Source organism: Streptomyces sp. NPDC002867 (assembly GCF_053591895.1).
The window spans coordinates 141,513-158,422 of the sequence record NZ_JBSFUR010000005.1 but is presented as its reverse complement, the minus strand read 5'-3'; the positions used below and the strand labels follow the sequence as shown (position 1 = coordinate 158,422).

Annotated in this window: 12 protein-coding genes; 4 read left to right on the top strand and 8 right to left on the bottom strand. The window is 70.8% G+C overall.

The features are described 5' to 3' along the window. Positions 1 to 130: 130 nt before the first annotated feature. Entirely contained in the window at positions 131 to 2,545 is a 2,415-nt protein-coding gene (locus ACWD0A_RS06845) for a SpoIIE family protein phosphatase (protein WP_451295303.1), read from the bottom strand. A 390-nt stretch (positions 2,546 to 2,935) separates the two neighbouring features. After that, positions 2,936 to 6,139 (bottom strand): carboxyl transferase domain-containing protein, encoded by a 3,204-nt coding sequence (locus ACWD0A_RS06840; protein WP_451295301.1) that lies wholly within the window; start codon positions 6,137 to 6,139, stop codon positions 2,936 to 2,938. Positions 6,140 to 6,217: 78 nt separating this feature from the next. Between ACWD0A_RS06840 and ACWD0A_RS06835 the strand changes: the two genes are divergently transcribed. The 4 genes from ACWD0A_RS06835 to ACWD0A_RS06820 all read left to right on the top strand — a co-directional run bounded on the left by ACWD0A_RS06835 (position 6,218) and on the right by ACWD0A_RS06820 (position 9,831). Further along, positions 6,218 to 6,871, top strand: coding sequence for a TetR/AcrR family transcriptional regulator (locus ACWD0A_RS06835; RefSeq protein ID WP_451295299.1), 654 nt, complete (start codon positions 6,218 to 6,220; stop codon positions 6,869 to 6,871). Beyond that, on the top strand, positions 6,841 to 8,478 hold the full coding sequence (locus tag ACWD0A_RS06830; protein ID WP_451295297.1) for an AMP-binding protein: 1,638 nt from the start codon (positions 6,841 to 6,843) through the stop codon (positions 8,476 to 8,478). Before ACWD0A_RS06835 ends, ACWD0A_RS06830 begins: the two co-directional genes overlap by 31 nt. A 470-nt stretch (positions 8,479 to 8,948) precedes the next feature. Further along, a complete protein-coding gene (locus ACWD0A_RS06825; protein ID WP_451295295.1) occupies positions 8,949 to 9,161 on the top strand; it encodes a hypothetical protein in 213 nt (70 codons plus the stop codon). A 166-nt stretch (positions 9,162 to 9,327) separates the two neighbouring features. Further along, positions 9,328 to 9,831, top strand: coding sequence for a nucleoside deaminase (locus tag ACWD0A_RS06820; RefSeq protein WP_451295293.1), 504 nt, complete (start codon positions 9,328 to 9,330; stop codon positions 9,829 to 9,831). A gap of 264 nt (positions 9,832 to 10,095) precedes the next feature. Here ACWD0A_RS06820 and ACWD0A_RS06815 read toward each other — a convergent pair whose 3' ends face one another. The 6 genes from ACWD0A_RS06815 to ACWD0A_RS06790 form a co-directional block, all read right to left on the bottom strand. Continuing rightward, positions 10,096 to 11,292 carry a M6 family metalloprotease domain-containing protein gene (locus ACWD0A_RS06815; protein ID WP_451295291.1) on the bottom strand — a complete coding sequence of 399 codons (1,197 nt, stop codon included), beginning with the start codon at positions 11,290 to 11,292 and terminating at the stop codon, positions 10,096 to 10,098. 61 nt (positions 11,293 to 11,353) lie between these two features. Then, entirely contained in the window at positions 11,354 to 12,619 is a 1,266-nt protein-coding gene (locus ACWD0A_RS06810) for an alpha/beta fold hydrolase (protein ID WP_451295549.1), read from the bottom strand. A 136-nt stretch (positions 12,620 to 12,755) separates the two neighbouring features. Beyond that, a complete protein-coding gene (locus ACWD0A_RS06805) occupies positions 12,756 to 13,472 on the bottom strand; it encodes a GntR family transcriptional regulator (protein WP_307711918.1) in 717 nt (238 codons plus the stop codon). Positions 13,473 to 13,526: 54 nt separating this feature from the next. Further along, positions 13,527 to 14,834, bottom strand: a complete 1,308-nt coding sequence (locus ACWD0A_RS06800) for an aldehyde dehydrogenase family protein (RefSeq protein WP_451295547.1) — start codon at positions 14,832 to 14,834, stop codon at positions 13,527 to 13,529. A gap of 65 nt (positions 14,835 to 14,899) precedes the next feature. Beyond that, positions 14,900 to 15,904 carry a proline racemase family protein gene (locus ACWD0A_RS06795; protein ID WP_451295288.1) on the bottom strand — a complete coding sequence of 335 codons (1,005 nt, stop codon included), beginning with the start codon at positions 15,902 to 15,904 and terminating at the stop codon, positions 14,900 to 14,902. Between the two features lie 31 nt (positions 15,905 to 15,935). Then, complete coding sequence (locus tag ACWD0A_RS06790) at positions 15,936 to 16,844, bottom strand: dihydrodipicolinate synthase family protein (RefSeq protein ID WP_451295286.1); 909 nt, start codon at positions 16,842 to 16,844, stop codon at positions 15,936 to 15,938. Between the last annotated feature and the right edge of the window lie 66 nt (positions 16,845 to 16,910).

The window sequence follows — 16,910 nt, the reverse complement described above, 5'->3', positions numbered from 1 at the left end:
GGAAGTGGCCGCTTCCCGCTTCCCGCCCGCCCCAGCCGGGCTGGGCTGGGCCGGGCTGGGCCGGGCCCTGCAGAGCCTGCTGCACGTCGACCGGTAGCAACACACTCGCGGGCGTGGCCGGGCCGCCGGCTCACAGCCCGAGCAGCGACTGTTCGGTCCAGACGGTCTTGCCCTCGCGCGTGTAGCGAGTGCCCCAGCGCTCGGTCAGCTGGGCCACCAGTAACAGGCCCCGGCCGCCCTCATCGGTGGTGCGGGCGCGACGCAGGTGTGGTGAGGTGTGGCTGGCGTCGGCGACCTCGCAGACGAGACATCGTTCACGGATGAGTCGCAGGGTCACGGGGCCGCTGGCGTAGCGGTAGGCGTTGGTGACCAGTTCACTGGCGATCAATTCGGTGGTGAACGCCAGGTGTTCCAGTCCCCATTGGGTGAGTTGGGCCGTGGCGAGCGCTCTGGCCTGGGCGGCGGCGGTCGGCTGCAGTGGCAGTTGCCAGGAGACGACGTTCTCCGGTGGCAGTACACGGGTGCGTGCGATGAGCAGGGCGATGTCGTCGGCGGGCTGCGGTGGCACGAGGGAGTCGACAACCGCCTGGCACGTCTCCTCCAAGGCGTCCGCGGGGTGCGTGAGCGCTGTGCGCAGCCGTTGCAGGCCCGTGTCGACGTCCATGTGGCGTTGGCCGATGAGTCCGTTGGTGTAGAGCGTGAGCAGGCTGCCCTCGGCCAGTTCGATCTCCCGGGTTTCGAACGGCAGACCGCCCAGGCCGAGCGGTGGGCCGGGGGGCAGGTCGAGCAGGTCTGCCTGTCCGTCCGGTGTGGTCACGACCGGTGGGGGGTGACCGGCGCGCGCCGCGGAGCACTGCCGGGAGACCGGGTCGTAGACGGCGTACAGGCAGGTGGCGCCGACGATCTGCTCGCCCGCGGGTCGTTCGCCGACTGTCTCTTGTTCCGCGGCAAGGAGGTTGACCAGGTCGTCCAGTCGGGAGAGGACCTCGTCCGGTTCCAGGTCGAGCGTGGCGAGGGTGTGCACGGCGGTACGGAGCCGACCCATCGTGACAGCGGCGTGCAGTCCGTGGCCCACCGCGTCGCCGACGACGAGGGCGACCCTGGCCCCGGACAACGGAATGACGTCGAACCAGTCACCGCCGGGACCGGGGGCCGTACTGGCCGGGAGATAGCGAGGAGCCACTTCGACGGCCGGCTGGTGCGGAACCGTCCTCGGCAGCAGGGTCCGTTGCAGGGTGGACGCGGTCTGCTGCTGTTGGGTGAAGCGTCGGGCGTTGTCGATGCTGACGGCGGCGCGCGAGGCGAGTTCCTGGGCCAGTGTCAGATCGTCGGTCTCGAACGGCTCGGGGTGCCGCGATCGCCACAGGCTCATCACGCCCAGTACCAGGCCGCGCGCGGCCAGCGGCACCACGATCAGGGAATGGGCCGAGACGTCCGGTGCGTGCTCGCCCTGGCGCGGTTCCGCCAGGAACCAGTCGGGCGAAAGGACCGGTTCGAGGAGGGGACGCCCGTCGGCCAGGCAGCCGGCCTGTGGTGTGCCGGGTGCGAACTGCACCGGCTCCCCTTCCGGGTGCGCCGGGTCGGGCTGCTGGGCCACGACGCCGCGGACCGCGACCCGTGCGACGAGCCCCGCCGGCGCCTGCGCCGGCTCCTCGCCGCGCATCACCGGTGGCAACAGGTCCACCGATACGTGGTCGGCCAGGTGCGGGACCATCACATCCGCGAGCTCCCACGCGGTCTGTCGCACGTCGAGCGTCGATCCGATGCGGGCGCCTGCCTGGTCGAGGAGCGCCAGGCGAAGTCGGGCCCGATGGCGTTCGGTGACGTCCTCGACCGTCTCGGCCACCCCAAGGACCCGGCCGGCGGGATCTTCCAGTCGGAAGGCCGAGACGGACGCGGCCCGCACTCGTGTCGGATCCCGCTGCAGGCGGGCGAACTGCTCGGTGGAGACCAGTGATCTTCCGCTCTCCATCACCTCGCGCACCCGGTCCACGGACTTCCGCGCGTCCTCGGCGACCAGCAGGGCACCCGTGGGCATTCCCCGAAAGGAGGCGGCCGGGACTCCGGTGAACCGTTCGATCGCCCTGTTGACCCGCAGAATCGTCATCTCGGGGCTGTGGACGACCAGACCGATCGGGCACCGGCGGAACAACCCGTCGAGGACCGCGCGGTCCCTTTGCCACTCGAGGACCTCCGCCGCGGGTGCCCCGACGAGGAACCATTCGCGGACATGGTCACCGCGCAGCAGCGCACGTGCCCGGAAACCCATCTCCACGAGCCGCCCGCTGCGATGCCTCACCGCCAGTACGCCGAACCAGCCTCCGTCTCTCCTGCACGTGGCCGCCGCGTCCTCGGCGGCCGGCAGGTCGCCGGGATCGATCAGGACGTCGAAGGCCGGACGGCCGATCACTGCGGACTCCGGGTAGCCGAGCAACTCCTGGGCCCGCAGGCTCCAGCCGACCACGGTTCCCCGGTCGTCGAGCACCGCCGAGGCGGCGTGGTGCAGAGCGAACGGATCGTCCCCGCTCTCGCTGAGCACCGTCATCCGCTTTTCCACCCCGGACACCACCTCGTATCGGATATCGATGTTCCCCCCTGGTTCTTCGCACGTGGCCGGCAACCGGCGTGACTCAGACCCGGGTGGGTCGCTCCCTGCTCCAACGACCGGTGCGGGGACCAGGCTGATGCCATGTGATGTATTGAACTCCGGTCAGGTCCGGCAGCCCGCCGGGCGCCGTGTCACGGCGTGGCGGCCCTCACCCGTACGGTCCCCACGAGGTTCGAACAGGCAACGGAAATCCTGAAGGAGTTCGGCCCAGTCCATGCCGGCTCCCCGGCCAAGCGCGGATCGGCGGGAGCGGCGTAGGCATGCTCGTGCCTTCACCGGTGGTGGCGCCTGATACATCCCTCGGCTGATACACGCGAGGGACGCCCCTCACCAGGTGTCCACCGATCCCGCGCGGCCTGCCTCCCCGGCAGCCGCCCGGTGCCCGTCCAGAGCGGCCAGCACCCACTCACGGGAAGCGGCCGGGTCGATCACCGCGTCGATCTCCAGTGCGGCAGCGGCGTTCACTGCCTTGCCATGCTCGTACAGCTCGGCGATGCGCGCCTCGAAAGCCCGCTGCCGTGCCTCCGCGTCCTCGATCGCGGCGAGCTCCTTGCGGTAACCGAGGCGCACCGCGCCTTCCAGTCCCATGCCGCCCAGCTCGCCGCTCGGCCAGGCGGCAGTGGCCAGCGGGACGCGGGTCGAACCGCCCATCATGGCCATCGCACCGAGCCCGTACGCCTTCCGCAGAATCAGCGACACCAGCGGTACGCGCAGATGGGCGCCGGCCAGGAAGAGCCGGGCGAAGTGGCGCACCGTCGCGGTCCGCTCGGCATCGGGTCCCACCATGAAACCGGGCGTATCGCAAAGAGAGACGATCGGCAGCCCGAATGCGTCACAGAGCTTCAGGAAGCGGGCCGCCTTGTCGGCGGCGTCCCGGTCGATCGCCCCGCCGAGATGGCCCGGGTTGCTGGCAAGGAGCCCCATCGGGCGCCCTTCGACCCGGATCAATGCCGTAACGACCCCGGTGCCGAAACCCTGCCGCAGCTCCAGCACCGAACCGATGTCCGCGAAGCCCTCCACGACGTGCCGGATGTCGTAGGCGCGGCGCCGGTTCTCGGGCACGGCATGACGAAGCAGCCGCGGATCCGGGGCCTGCCAACTCTCCTGCGCCCCCTGGAAGTAGGACAGATAGGCACGGGCCACACGCACCGCCTCCGCCTCGTCCGCGACGGCGACGTCCACCACGCCATTGGGCACCTGGACCGACAACGGGCCGACTTCCTCGGGCGTGTACACACCGAGACCGCCGCCCTCGATCATCGCGGGACCGCCCATGCCGATGGTTGCCTCCGGCGTCGCGATCACCACGTCGCAGCAGCCCAGCAGCGCCGCGTTGCCCGCGAAGCAGCGCCCCGAAGCGATGCCGACCAGCGGCACCGAGCCGCTCAGCCGCGCCATCTGATGGAACGTCATCACATCCAGACCTGCCACGGACGTGGTGTCCGTGTCCCCGGGGCGGCCACCGCCGCCCTCGGCGAAAAGCACCACCGGGAGCCGCCGCTCGCCCGCGAGCTGCAGCATCCGGTCGGTCTTGCGGTGGTTCTGCAGACCCTGGGTGCCCGCGAGGACCGTGTAGTCGTACGACATGGCGACGACCGGGGATCCGGCGACCCTCCCCGTACCGGTCACCATGCCGTCGGCCGGGGTCGAGATGATCAGATCCTGCAGTGAGCGCCGTTGGCGCTGTGCCGCCACGGCCAGTGCCCCGAACTCTGTGAAACTGCCCTCGTCGCACAGATCGGCGATGTTCTCGCGGGCGGTACGTCGGCCGATCCGGTGCCGCTTGGCGACCGCCTCGGGTCGGTGTTCGTCCAGTGTGAGGGCGTGCCGCGCCCGTACCTCCGCGAGTTCGGGGCGTACGGCGTCGAGATCCACGGCCGCGGCGTCCGACTCCACGGTCCCGGTGCCGTCCGCGGGATCCAGCAGAACCAGCGGCGCTCCTTCGGAGACGGCGTCGCCCACCGCCACGAGCACGGCGCGTACCGTTCCGGCCCTCTCGGCACGTACGACGTGCTCCATCTTCATCGCTTCCACGACGAGCAGCTGCCGGCCGGCCCCGACCGGCTGCCCTGCCCTCGCGCCGATGGAGACGACTGTGCCGCTCATCGGTGCCGCCACCGTGCCGTCGGCACCGGTCCCGGCATCCGACGCCGCGGACGGTCCTTCGGACCGCCCTTCGACCTGCCCGCCGGCAAGTTGTTCGGTCAGTTGCTCCACGAAGCCGGTGTCCGTGCCGCCCGCGACGAACTGCGGATCCCGAAGCACCGCGTTCAACAGCGGGATGCCGGTCCGTACGCCCTCGACGCCGAACTCACCGAGCGCCCGTCGCGCCCGCTCGCAGGCCGCCGCGAAACCCGAGCCCTCCGGGACCCGGGCGATCACCTTCGCGAGCAGCGGGTCGTAGCGCGTGCTGGTGGTGTCCCCGGTCCGCGTCGCCGTGTCCACACGCACGCCAGGGCCCGTCGGCACCTCGAACCGGTTCAGTGTGCCCGGCTCCTCGGCGTACACACGTGCCTGGACGGCGAAACCGCGCGGCGGCACCGGCGTCCCGCCGAGGCCCAACGAGGCCAGCGTCCGACCGGCCGACAGGTGGATTTGGACGGCGACCAGATCGACACCCGTCACCTCCTCGGTGACCGTATGCTCGACCTGGAGGCGTGGGTTGGCTTCGATGAAGTGGAACTCTCCGCCGCTGACGAGGAATTCGAAGGTTCCGAGCCCGGTGTAGCGGGTCTCGCGCGCCATCCGAAGGGCGCTGTCGAGCAGCCGGTCGCGCACCCTCGTGCACAGGGCTGGGGCCGGGGCGGTCTCGATCAGCTTCTGGTGGCGCCGCTGGGCGCTGCAGTCGCGCTCCCAGAGATGGGTCACGGCGCCGGTCGTGTCTCCGAGCACCTGCACCTCGATGTGGCGGGCGCCCGCCAGCAGCCGCTCCACGTACAACTCGCCGCGCCCGAAGCCCTGCTCGGCCTCCGACCGGCAGCGTTCCCAGGCCTCCTCCAGCTCGTCGGCGCCCCGGACCGCCCGTATTCCGCGGCCGCCGCCTCCGCCGACGGCCTTGACCATCACGGCGCCGCCGGGCCCGAGTCCGGTCAGGAATTCCCGTGCCTCCGCAAGACTCGTCGGCCCGTCGGTCCCGGCGAGCACCGGCACCCCGAGTCGCCCTGCCAGCGCCCTGGCGCGGCCCTTGTCGCCGAAGAGGGCGATCACCTCCGGATCGGGGCCGACGAACACGATGCCCTCGGCCGCGCAGCGCGCGGCGAAATCCGCGTCCTCGCTGAGGAAGCCGTACCCGGGGTGCAGCAGCCCGCACCCGGCTCTGCGGGCCGCTGCCAGCACCGCGGCGCAGTCCAGATAGGCGGCCGGCCCCGTGCCGGGCAGCGGATGCGCCTCGTCGGCGAGACGCACATGGGCCGCTTGCGCGTCGTCCTCGGCGTACACGGCCACCGTCCGCAGTCCCGCTTCCTCCGCAGCCCGCAGCACCCGTACGGCGATCTCCCCGCGATTGGCGACCAGTACGGCGTCAGAACCCATGAGCCCTCCAGCAAGTCCGGCACGAGGCGGCGACGCCATGCTCATTGACATTGGCGTCAACGTCAATATGCTCGCCGCGTGGCACGCAGACAACAGCCCTGGGCGATCAGAACCGCACGCGACCGCACCGACGCACCGGCCCGGACCCAGCTCCTCGACGCCGCGGAGTCGGTCTTCGCGCGCCGCGGCTACGGGCTCGCGACCATCGCCGACATCACGGCCGAGGCCGAGCTCTCACGGGCGAGCTTCTACGTCTACTTCGCCTCGAAGGAGGAGATCTTCCGCGTGCTGGCGGTCCGCGTACGGGACGCGTTCCTCGCCGCCCAGGAGGTGCCGGGCGTCGACCTGGACGACGCCGCCGCGGTCGCCGAGGCGTCCACGGCCGCCTTCATCTCCGCCTACGCCCGGCACCTGCCACTGCTGCGGCTGCTCGAGCAGCAGGCGCAGGCCGACGATGACGTCAGGCAGTTGTGGGAGGAGATCCAGGAACGCCCCGTCCACCGTGCCGCCCGCTACATCCGCAGGCTCAGCGCCGATGGCCGGCTCGCCCCCGTCGCCGATCCGCTCTCCGTCGCCCGTGCCGTGGGCGGTATGAGCATCCAGTTCGCCCGTCTCGTCTCCCAGCGGCCGACGGAGTACGACGCCGCCGTCCGCGATGTCACTGCCATGTATCTGCACCTGCTCGGAACAGGAGCCGCACCATGCGAACCCGCCGGACCGAGGAGTACCTGAACGACCTGCGCGCCCGTCAGGCCACGTCCCGTCAGGGGAGACAGCCGGAGACGGTGACGCATCGCGCGGGCGAGCGGACGGTGCCGGGGTACGTACGCCACTGGGCCGAGGTGACCCCCGACAGGGCCGCGCTCGTCTTCGGCGGTCAGGAGCTCTCGTACCGCGAACTGGACGATACAGCCGACCGGTTGGCCGGCTGGCTGGAAGCCCGCGGTGTGCGCCCCGGCAACCGCGTCGCCGTCTTCCTGCCCAACAGCCCCCACTTCGTGGTCGCGTTCCTGGCCGTCCTGCGTCTCGGCGCCGTGCACGTCCCGGTCAACCCGATGTTCAAGGCGGCCGAGCTGCGGCACGAACTCGCGGACTCGGGCGCGGAAGTCGTCATCACCGCCGACCGTCTGGTTCCCGTACTGGAGGAGGTGCGGGAGGCCACCGCCGTCCGCGAGACCCTGCTGCTGGAGGACTGGCAGCAGGTGCTGGACCACCCGCCCCTCGGCCGTGTCGCCGACGATCCGGACGCGCTCGCCGCCCTCAACTACACCGGCGGCACCACCGGAATGCCCAAGGGCTGCGAGCACACCCAGCGCCACATGGTCTACACGGCCACCGCCATCCAGGGCGGCATACCCGGCGCCGCCGACGGCATCGTCTCGCTGTGCTATCTGCCGGTCTTCTGGATCGCGGGTGAGAACCTCGGCATCCTGGCGCCCCTCGTCTCCGGCGGCACGAGCGTCCTACTGGTCCGCTGGGACCCGGCGAAGGTTCTCGCCGCCGTCGAGCGGTACCGCGTCACCACGACGGCCGGCACCGTCGAGAACTACCTCGAACTGCTCGACCACCCGAACTTCGCCGCCCACGACCTGAGCAGCCTCACCGCCCCGCTCACCGTCTCCTTCATCCGCAAGCTCACCCCGGACATCCGCGCCCGCTGGCGTGCCACGGTCGGCCCGGACAGCGTGCTGCGCGAGGCCTCGTACGGCATGACGGAAACGCACACCAGCGACACCAGCGCCCTCGGCTTCCAGGACGGCGACCGGGACCTGCTCAGCGACCCGGTCTTCTGCGGACTGCCCGTCCCCGGCACCGACTTCATGGTCACCGACTTCGCGACCGGCGAGCCGCTGCCGCTCGGCGAGCCCGGTGAGATCGTCGTCCGCGGCCCGTCCGTCCTGACCCGCTACTGGAACGCACCTGAGGCCACCGCCGCCGTCCTGCGCGACGGCTGGTTGCACACCGGCGACATCGGCAGTCTCGACGAGGACGGCTGCCTGCACTACCTCGGCCGCCACAAGGACATGATCAAGGTCAAGGGGATGAGCGTCTTCCCCACCGAGGTCGAGACGCTGCTGGCCCAGCACCCGGGCGTGCTCGCCGCCGCCGTGGTCGCGCTCGACGACGAGACGTTCGGCCAGCGCCCGTACGCGTACGTCCGCGCCGTCCCCGGCAGCGGGCTGACCGCCGGGGCCCTGCACGACTGGGCGACCGAGGCCATGGCCGCGTACAAGGTCCCCGGGATCGAGTTGGTCGACGCCTTCCCGATGACCGCGACCGGCAAGATCAGGAAGACGGAACTGACCGAGCGGGCCAGTCGTCCGCGGTCTGCGCCGTGAACCCGGCAGGCGACGGGCGGCCCGACGTTCAGCCCGGTCCCTCCACCGCCAGGGAGGTGATCGGGTCGCCGGCCCGGCGCTGGGAGGCAGCCCGTACGAGTGACTGGGTTTTATAGGAGTTTCCTCACGTCGCGAGCCCCACTGATTCTTGTAGGAATCTATGAAGAGTCGGTCGTAGCCCGCGGTGCCTTTCATGCCTTCCACTCCTAGCCGACTGTACCGGGTTGGCTGTGTACTCCTCGTACAAGTTGCAACGAGGCAAGGCGAGTTGCAGCGAACCAGGGGGATCGGTGCCGTGTGCCGCCGCCTCCAGTCCTGCCCCTAGGGGCCGCTGGATGCGAGGGCCCGACAGCGGACGCGACACGAATCGCGGGCCGTACCGGCGTGAGGGCTGCCACCGACTTGGAACACTGTGTCGGCGGACTCCTGCGCTCGATCCCCCTGACGTTTCGTCAAACGAGGAGAGAGCCTTGAGCAAGTCGTCGACCGGTCGTCGTATCGAGTCCGCGCTCCAGCACCTGGGCATCAAGTGCGGCACACCGACCGAGCCGATGCCGGCTCGTGCGCGGCGTCGGCGAGCCACCATCTCCGCGACCCCCGCGATCGTCAACGCCATCCGCAACGCGACCGGCCTGAACCCGACCCACACCCCGGTCACGCCCGAGCGCATCGCCGTCGCCTGACCCACAGGCCGACCCCTGCCGAGGGTGGCCGCTGTCGGCACTGACCCGACCACGCCCCCGGCCCTGCGACACGCCCCCAGGGGCCGGCTGTGCCCGCACAGGGCGGAGCACCCCGAGGGTGGCGTCCACCACCGAAACACCACCCCCTTCCCGAGAAGGAGCAGTCATGACCGCGCACACCCAAGAGGCCGGCGTCCACGAGTTCGAGCGGGCCTGGCTGGAAGAGGCGATCCATCTGGCCACCACCAGCGTGGCCGACGGCGGCGGCCCGTTCGGCGCGCTGATCGCCAAGGACGGCGAGATCATCGCGACCGGCAACAACCGTGTCACCTCGACACTGGACCCGGTCGCGCACGCCGAAGTCAGCGCCATACGCGCCGCCTGCCGCCAGCTCGGCGAGTTCACGCTGGAGGGCTACACCCTGGTCACCTCGTGCGAGCCGTGCCCGATGTGCCTGTCCGCCGCTCTGTGGGCGCGCGTGGACCGGGTTGTGTTCTCCGCCGACCGGCACGACGCCGCAGTGGCCGGATTCGACGACCGCGAGTTCTACGACCTGTTCGAGAAGAAGCCCGCGTCGATGTGGCCGATGGCCGTCGACCAGCTGGACCTCCCGAACCGGACCGCTCCGTTCGACGCGTGGGTGGCCAAGGCCGACCGCGTCGACTACTGACGGGGAGCTGAAGAACGTCGGCTGGGCGGAAGGCAGATCAGCCTCGTGTTCAGCAAAGGACTCGTCCAGCAGGAAGTCGCCGGACGCAACGAGGTAGACCGCACCTCCACCTACCGGGCTGTCGCCCCGACCATGGGCAGACTCACCTGACCGTGCGTGATTCGTATCGACGGCGGTTGACCGGGCGCTCCGTGTCGATGTTCAGTCGGCGCGCCTGGTCGGCCGGCGTGCTGCGTTCGTGGTCCGGCCGCCATCGGCGAAATCTCATGGCATGCGGAGCCGCACCACATCGCCGGCCTCGCCGTCCGCCAGCACCTCGATGCGGGCGCCGCTGTCCTGGTCCGTGAAGATCTGACCCGGGGTGTGGGCCGCCAGGTCGAGCGCGGTGCAGCCGGCGGGTGGAGTCTCGGACGGTCTGCCGTTCACGACCCGGATCGGACCCTCGCCGGTCGGAGTCGCGGAGTCGACCTTGTAGATGAGGACGCCGGCCGAGCAGGCTCCCCGGTCGATCCCCTCGGGACGGCGGGACTCCGCGACGTACGCCGTGGTCTCGCCGGTCCGCAGTACGGCGATCTTGGTGCCGCCGGGCCGCTCCACCGGTGTCAGACGCACAACGCGACGTCCGGAGGCGTCGACGCAGGCGACCTGGGCGTCGCGGGTCCAGCCCAGCTTCCAGGTGTGCCAGCCCAGGTACTGGGGAGCGTGGCCGGCGATGTTGCCCATCACGTCCCAGCCGCCGACGTACTGATGGGTGGGGCCGGTGAAGGAGTACAGGTCCGGGAGGCCGAAGGTATGACCGGTCTCGTGGGCGACGACCTTGTGACCCCAGCGCCAGAGGTCCTGCCCGAAGGTCACGCCCCACTTCAGACGGGTTCCGTCGGCGGTCACGCCGGGCGTGTTGGGGTCGTAGAGGTAGGTCGGGGAGAAGGAGATCGCGGACGCCGTCCTGGTGGGAACGACATAGACCATGTCGTAGCGGGAGAAGTCCGCGTACGGGTCGGCGGACTCGATCGCGTCGCGTACGTACTTCTCGTGGGCCTCGAAGGTCAGGCCGCGTTCGAAGCCGTACGTGTGCGACTCCGCAGGCATGCGGATCCAGCGGTGGAGTGAGGTGAGGGCGAGACGGGAACGCCCGTGGCTGGCCGTGCGCATCCAGTCGGATGCCGGGGCCAGTTGGGCGGCGTACGCGTCCGTGGGCTCGGTGGCCCGCGCGTCGGGGAAGTCGACGAACAGCGTCAGCACCCGCCGAGTTCCTGTGGAGGGCTGGAACTGGACCTGATCGGTGGCGTGGCCTTCGTCGGTCCACCCGGTCCTGCCGGGCAGCGCGCAGGCGGAAGCGGGAACGTCTGCCCGCAGCACAGGAGTTGGGGCGGCCGCCTGGGCGTTCGCCGGGACGGTCAGGGACGAGGCGAGGGCGAGAGCCGCCGTGAGGGAACGCAGGCGGATCGGCAGAGCAGGCATGGGACTCCCGTCGGATGCGGGCGATGGATGAGGGGGATGAGAGGGAGCAAGAAGCGAAGGGCTATGCGCGGCCGGCGGCCAGGTCCATCAGCCGGGCGAGCACACGGCCGCCGGAGGCGGTGACGCCGTCGTGCTCCCACTCGTTGGTGACCCACGTCCGGGTGGCACCGACTTCGCGTGCAGTGCGCAGGGAGAGGTCCGCGTCGACGTACATGTCGTCGTGGTAGACGACCGCGGCCAGCGGAACCTGGTTGGCGGCCAGGCGGCGAGGGTCGTAGAGCGGCGGCCAGTCGGTGCGCCGGGCCAGGAGGTCCGCGGCGTCCGCGAAGGGGCGCAGGGCCTTGATCTCCCGGAACATCCAGGGGTAGATCATTTCTCCGGTGAGCAGGAGCGGGTCCGCCTTCTCGGCGAACTCGGGGAAGCCGTCGAGCGCCCGGGAAGCCGCCCAGCCGGTGGGACCGGCCCCTTGCCCGTACAGCGCTTCCTGCAGGACGGCGAAGAGCGGGTTGTCGGTGAATCCGGTCAGGGTCTCCGTCTGGTGGAGGAAGGTGTCCGTCAACTCGCCGTTCGCGTCCAGCGATTCGTCGAGCAACCAGTGGATCCGTTCGAAGCCGTCGCCCATGCCGAGCGCGAGGCCGAGGGTGCGCAGACGACGGGTGGTCAGGCGGTCTCCTCCCGGCAGCCGGATGTCGTCGGCCGCCAGGAGATCGGCGATCCGGCGCAGTCGAAGGGCGTCGTCCGGATAGCGGGCATAGAAGTCGAGGACCCGCTCTCGCACCCGGGGGTAGGTGCGGGCGTACACGTCGTCGGCGGTCGCGGTGAGGCCCGGCAGGCCGCCGGTGACATAGCAGGCCCGCAGACCTTCCGGCTCCCGGGAGAGGTAGGTGAGGGTGATGAAGCCGCCGTAGCTCTGGCCGAGCGTCTCCCACGGGGCGTCGCCGCACAGGCGGCGGCGTATCAGTTCCGCGTCGGCGACGATGGCGTCGGCGCGGAAGCAGGCCAGATACGCGGCCAGTCGGGCCGGCGAGTCGAACCGGGCGGCCGTACGGGCGGTGATCGGGGTGGAGCGGCCGGTGCCGCGCTGATCGAGGAGGAGCACCCGGTGGGTCTTCAGCGCCTGGGGCAGCCACCCGGGCGAGCCCGCCGAAGGCCGCGGCGCCTTGCCGCCGGGACCGCCCTGCAGATAGAGCAGCCACGGCAGTCGTTCGCCGGTGCGGGCCGGGTCGACGACTTCACGCGCAACCAACTGGATGGTCGGGCCGGCCGGAAGGGAGTGGTCCAGCGGGGCGGTGAAAACGTGATCGGTGATGGCGTACACCGGGTTCATAAGTCCCTTTCGCACCAAGCGGGTCGTCAGCATTCAAGGAGTGATGTGTGACATTGTATACCGAGCGTGCATCAGCGGGCTCGTTCCGAGAAGCTCTCCCTCGGGCATAGCAGGGTGTTATGGGGACTGTGCCGTCTCAGGCCGAGCGCTTGATTCCGGCCCTTCCGGACCCCCCGGCCGGGGAAGACCCACCACCGCCGGCCCACAGAGAGCGCACATGACCCAGGTGCCGGGCCATGCACTTCTCGGCCCCCTTCGCGTCACCCGCGAGCATCAGGTCAAGCAGCTCCAGGTGCTCCTCCGCCGAGGGGATCAACTCGCCGCCCTCGTCCAGGGCGGTGAGACCGTACAGCCGGGAGCGCTTGCGCAGGTCGCCGACCGTTTCGACGAGTCGGTCGTTGCCCGAGAGCGCGAGCAGCGACAGATGGAACCGCCGGTCGGCCTCCAGGTAGCCGACCAGGTCGTGGTCGCGGGCGGCCCGGACGATCTCCTCCGCCACCGGACGCAGCGCCTCCAGCTCCTCGCGCGCTGCACTGCGGGTGACTCGGCCGACTGTGGGGATCTCGATCAGAGCACGGATCTCCGTGTACTGGTCGAGGTCGCGCTCGCTGACCTCCGTCACCCTGAAGCCCTTGTTCCGGACGGGCTCGACCAGGCCCTCACGGGCCAGATCGAGCATCGCCTCGCGGACGGGGGTGGCGGAGACACCGAAGTCCTCGGCGAGTGTGGGCGCCGAATACACCATGCCCGGGCGCAGCTCACCGGAGATCAGGGCCGCCCGGAGGGCATGGCTCACCTGGTCGCGCAGCCGCTCGCGCGTTGCGTTGAGATCGGTCTGCTTCAGGTGGCCCATGGAGGTTCTGGTCCCTTCGGTCCGGTAAGAACCCACCGTACAATGTCATGTTGCCTATGGAGGTGTCAGGGTGTACGTGCGGCTGGAGGTGTAGAACTCCAGCGCGGCCCTGCCCTGTTCGCGCGGCCCGTGGCTGGACGCCTTGGCGCCTCCGAACGGCAGATGGAAGTCGACGCCGGTTGACGGCGCATTGATCCTGATCATTCCGGTGTCGAGCCGGTCGAGTCCGTCAAGGGCAGTGCTCAGATCGGCGGTGTGGACCGAGGTGACCAGGCCGTACGGCACCGAGTTGGTGATCCGTGCCGCGTGGGCCAGGTTCTCTGCGGGCAGCAGGGCCGCCACGGGACCGAAGACCTCTTCGCGCAGCAGGCGGTGCCCGGAGGGGACCTTCTCGACGAGGGTCGGGGCCGCGAACCAGCCCGGGCCGTCGGGTACGGTGCCGCCGGCCAGTGTGCACAGGCCGTGCCAGGATTCGCAGACCCGGTCGCGGGCGTGCTGGTCGATGAGCGGCCCGCTCACGGTCGCCGCGTCGGCCGGATCGCCGACCGGAAGAGCCCGGAGCGCTTCCGAGAGCGCCTCGCGCAGGGGCTTCAGGGCCGTCCCGACCGCGATGACACGGCTGGTGGCGGTGCATTTCTGCCCCGCGTAACCGGCGATCGCGGTGGCGATGTGGGCCGCGGCCGTCTCGATGTCGGCGTCGGGAACGACGACGGCCGCGTTCAGACCGCCCATCTCGGCCTGGACCGGAATGCCCCGGGCCGCACCGCGGCGTGCGACGGCCCGGCCGACGGCGGTCGAGCCGGTGAAGGAGACGACATCGGCGGAGGAGACGAGCGCGTTGCCCTCCGCCGCCCCGCCGGGCAGGACGGTGAAGACGCCCTCCGGCAGGGCCCGCTGGACGATCTCGGCCAGGTGCATGGCGCAGGCGGTGGCCTCGGGGGCGGGCTTGAGGACGACCGCGTTGCCGGCGGCGAGCGCCGGGGCGGCCTTCCAGCTCGGAATGGCGAAAGGGAAGTTCCAGGGCGTGATCAGTCCGGCCACACCGTGCGGCCGGCGGCGGGTGAGCAGCAGACCGGCGCCCACGGCGGTCTCGTGGACCGCCCCCACGGGCTCATACGGCGCCTGGGCGTAGTAGCGCCAGATCGCGACCGTGCGCGCGACCTCGGCCCGGGCTTCGGTGAGGGGCTTGCCCACCTCCCGGACGGCGAGGGCGGTCAGCTCGGCCCCCGCGGCCTCGATGGCGTCGGCGGCCGACCCCAGAGCGGCCGAGCGGGCGGCCGCCCCGCCGAGCAGCCACCCCTGCTGGGCGGCTCGCGCCCGGTCCACGGCGTCGATCGACGCGAACGCGCCGGGCGCCGGCATCTCCAGGAGGACGTCGGACGGGTCGGCGGGATTGCGCGAGGTGAGGACGAGGAACTTGGTGGTGGTCACAGGAGGAAACCTCCGGGGAAGGGGTCGTCCGGATCGAGGAAGTACTGGGCTGTGCCGGTGATCCACGCGCGTCCTGTGACGGTCGGGACGACGGCGGGTCCCCCGCCGACCTCGGTCTCGGCGACGAGGCGTCCGATGAAGCGCGTCCCGATGAAGGACTCGTTGACGAAGTCGCGGTCGAGCGGCAGTTCACCGCGGGCGTGCAGCTGCGCCATGCGCGCGGAGGTGCCGGTACCGCACGGGGAGCGGTCGAACCAGCCGGGGTGGATGGCCATGGCGTGGCGGGAGTGGTGGGCGTCGGAACCGGGGGCCGCGAGGTAGACGTGCTTGACTCCGGCGATCTGCGGCTGCTCCGGGTGGACGGGCCGGTCCGGCGAGGCGTTGATCGCCTCCATGATCGCAAGCCCTGACGTGAGCAGCTCGTCCTTGCGGGCGCGGTCGAACGGCAGGCCCAGCGCGTCGAGTTCGACGAAGGCGTAGAAGTTGCCGCCGAAGGCGAGGTCGTACGTGACCGTACCGTAGCCGGGCACGGTCACCTTGCGGCCCAGGCCGACGCAGAAAGACGGCACATTGGTGAGCGTGACCGACTTCGCCGCCCCGTCCTCCACCTGCACGTCGACACGGACCAGGCCGGCCGGGGTGTCGAGCCGCACGGTGGTGACCGGTTCGGTCACCGGGACCATGCCCGTCTCGACGAGGACAGTGGCGACGCCGATGGTGCCGTGTCCGCACATGGGCAGCAGCCCGGAGACCTCGATGTAGAGGACGCCGTAGTCGGCGTCGGGCCGAGTGGACGGCTGGAGAATCGCACCGCTCATGGCCGCGTGCCCGCGCGGCTCGTACATCAGGAGCGTCCGGAGACGGTCCAGGTGCTCGATGAAGTGGAGCCGCCGCTCGGCCATGGTGGCGCCGGGGATCACACCGACGCCACCGGTGATCACCCGCGTGGGCATCCCCTCGGTGTGCGAGTCGACGGCGTGGAACACGTGACGCGTACGCACGGGCCTTTCCTTTCGGTCGGTGGCGGACTGGTCAGCGGTGGCCGTCGGCCACGGCCTTCTCGGTGGCGCCCCGGACTCCCGCCTCGATCTCTCCGGTCAGCGGGAAGCGGGGCGGGCGGGTCGGCCCTCCGGGCCGGCCGACGATGTCCACGGACAGCTTGATGGACTGGACGAACTCCGTCTTGGAGTCCCAGCGCAACAAGGAGTGCAGGGACCTGTAGAGCGGGAGGGCCGTCGCCAGGTCGCCGGTGACGGCGGCGTGGTACAGCGCGGAGCAGCTGGCCGGGAACGCGTTGGGGTATCCGGCGATCCATCCGACGGCGCCGGCCAGGGCGAGTTCGAGCAGGACGTCGTCGGCACCGATCAGCAGATCGAGTTCCGGGGCGAGTTCGGCGAGCTCGTACGCCCGGCGGACGTCCCCGCTGAACTCCTTGACGGCGACGATGCTGCCGTCGGCGTACAGCCCTGCGAGCAGCCCGGGGGTCAGGTCGACCTTGGTGTCGATGGGGTTGTTGTACGCGACCACGGGCACGCCGGCCCGGGCGACCTCGGCGTAGTGGGCGCGTACGGCCGGCTCATCGGCCCGGTAGGCGTTCGGGGGCAGCAGCAGCACCGAGCCGCAGCCCTCCTCGGCCGCCTGCTCCGCCCAGCGCCGGGCTTCGCCGCTGCCGTAGGCGGCGACACCGGGCATGACCCGGGCCCCGTCGCCCGCTGCCTCGACGGCGGTACGGACGACACGGGCGCGCTCCTCAGCGGTGAGGGTCTGGTATTCGCCGAGCGAGCCGTTGGGTACGACACCGTCGCAGCCGTTGTCGATCAGCCAGCGGACGTGCTCGGCGTATGCGTCGTGGTCGACGGACAGATCCTCGCGCAGGGGCAGGGTGGTGGCGACCATGATGCCGCGCCAGGGGGTGGCGCTGTTCCAGTTCTTGGCGGTCATGTCGACGGACCTTTCTGTAGACTGTGACATTTCATTAAGCTCCTGGCTTCCCAAGAGGGCGGAATC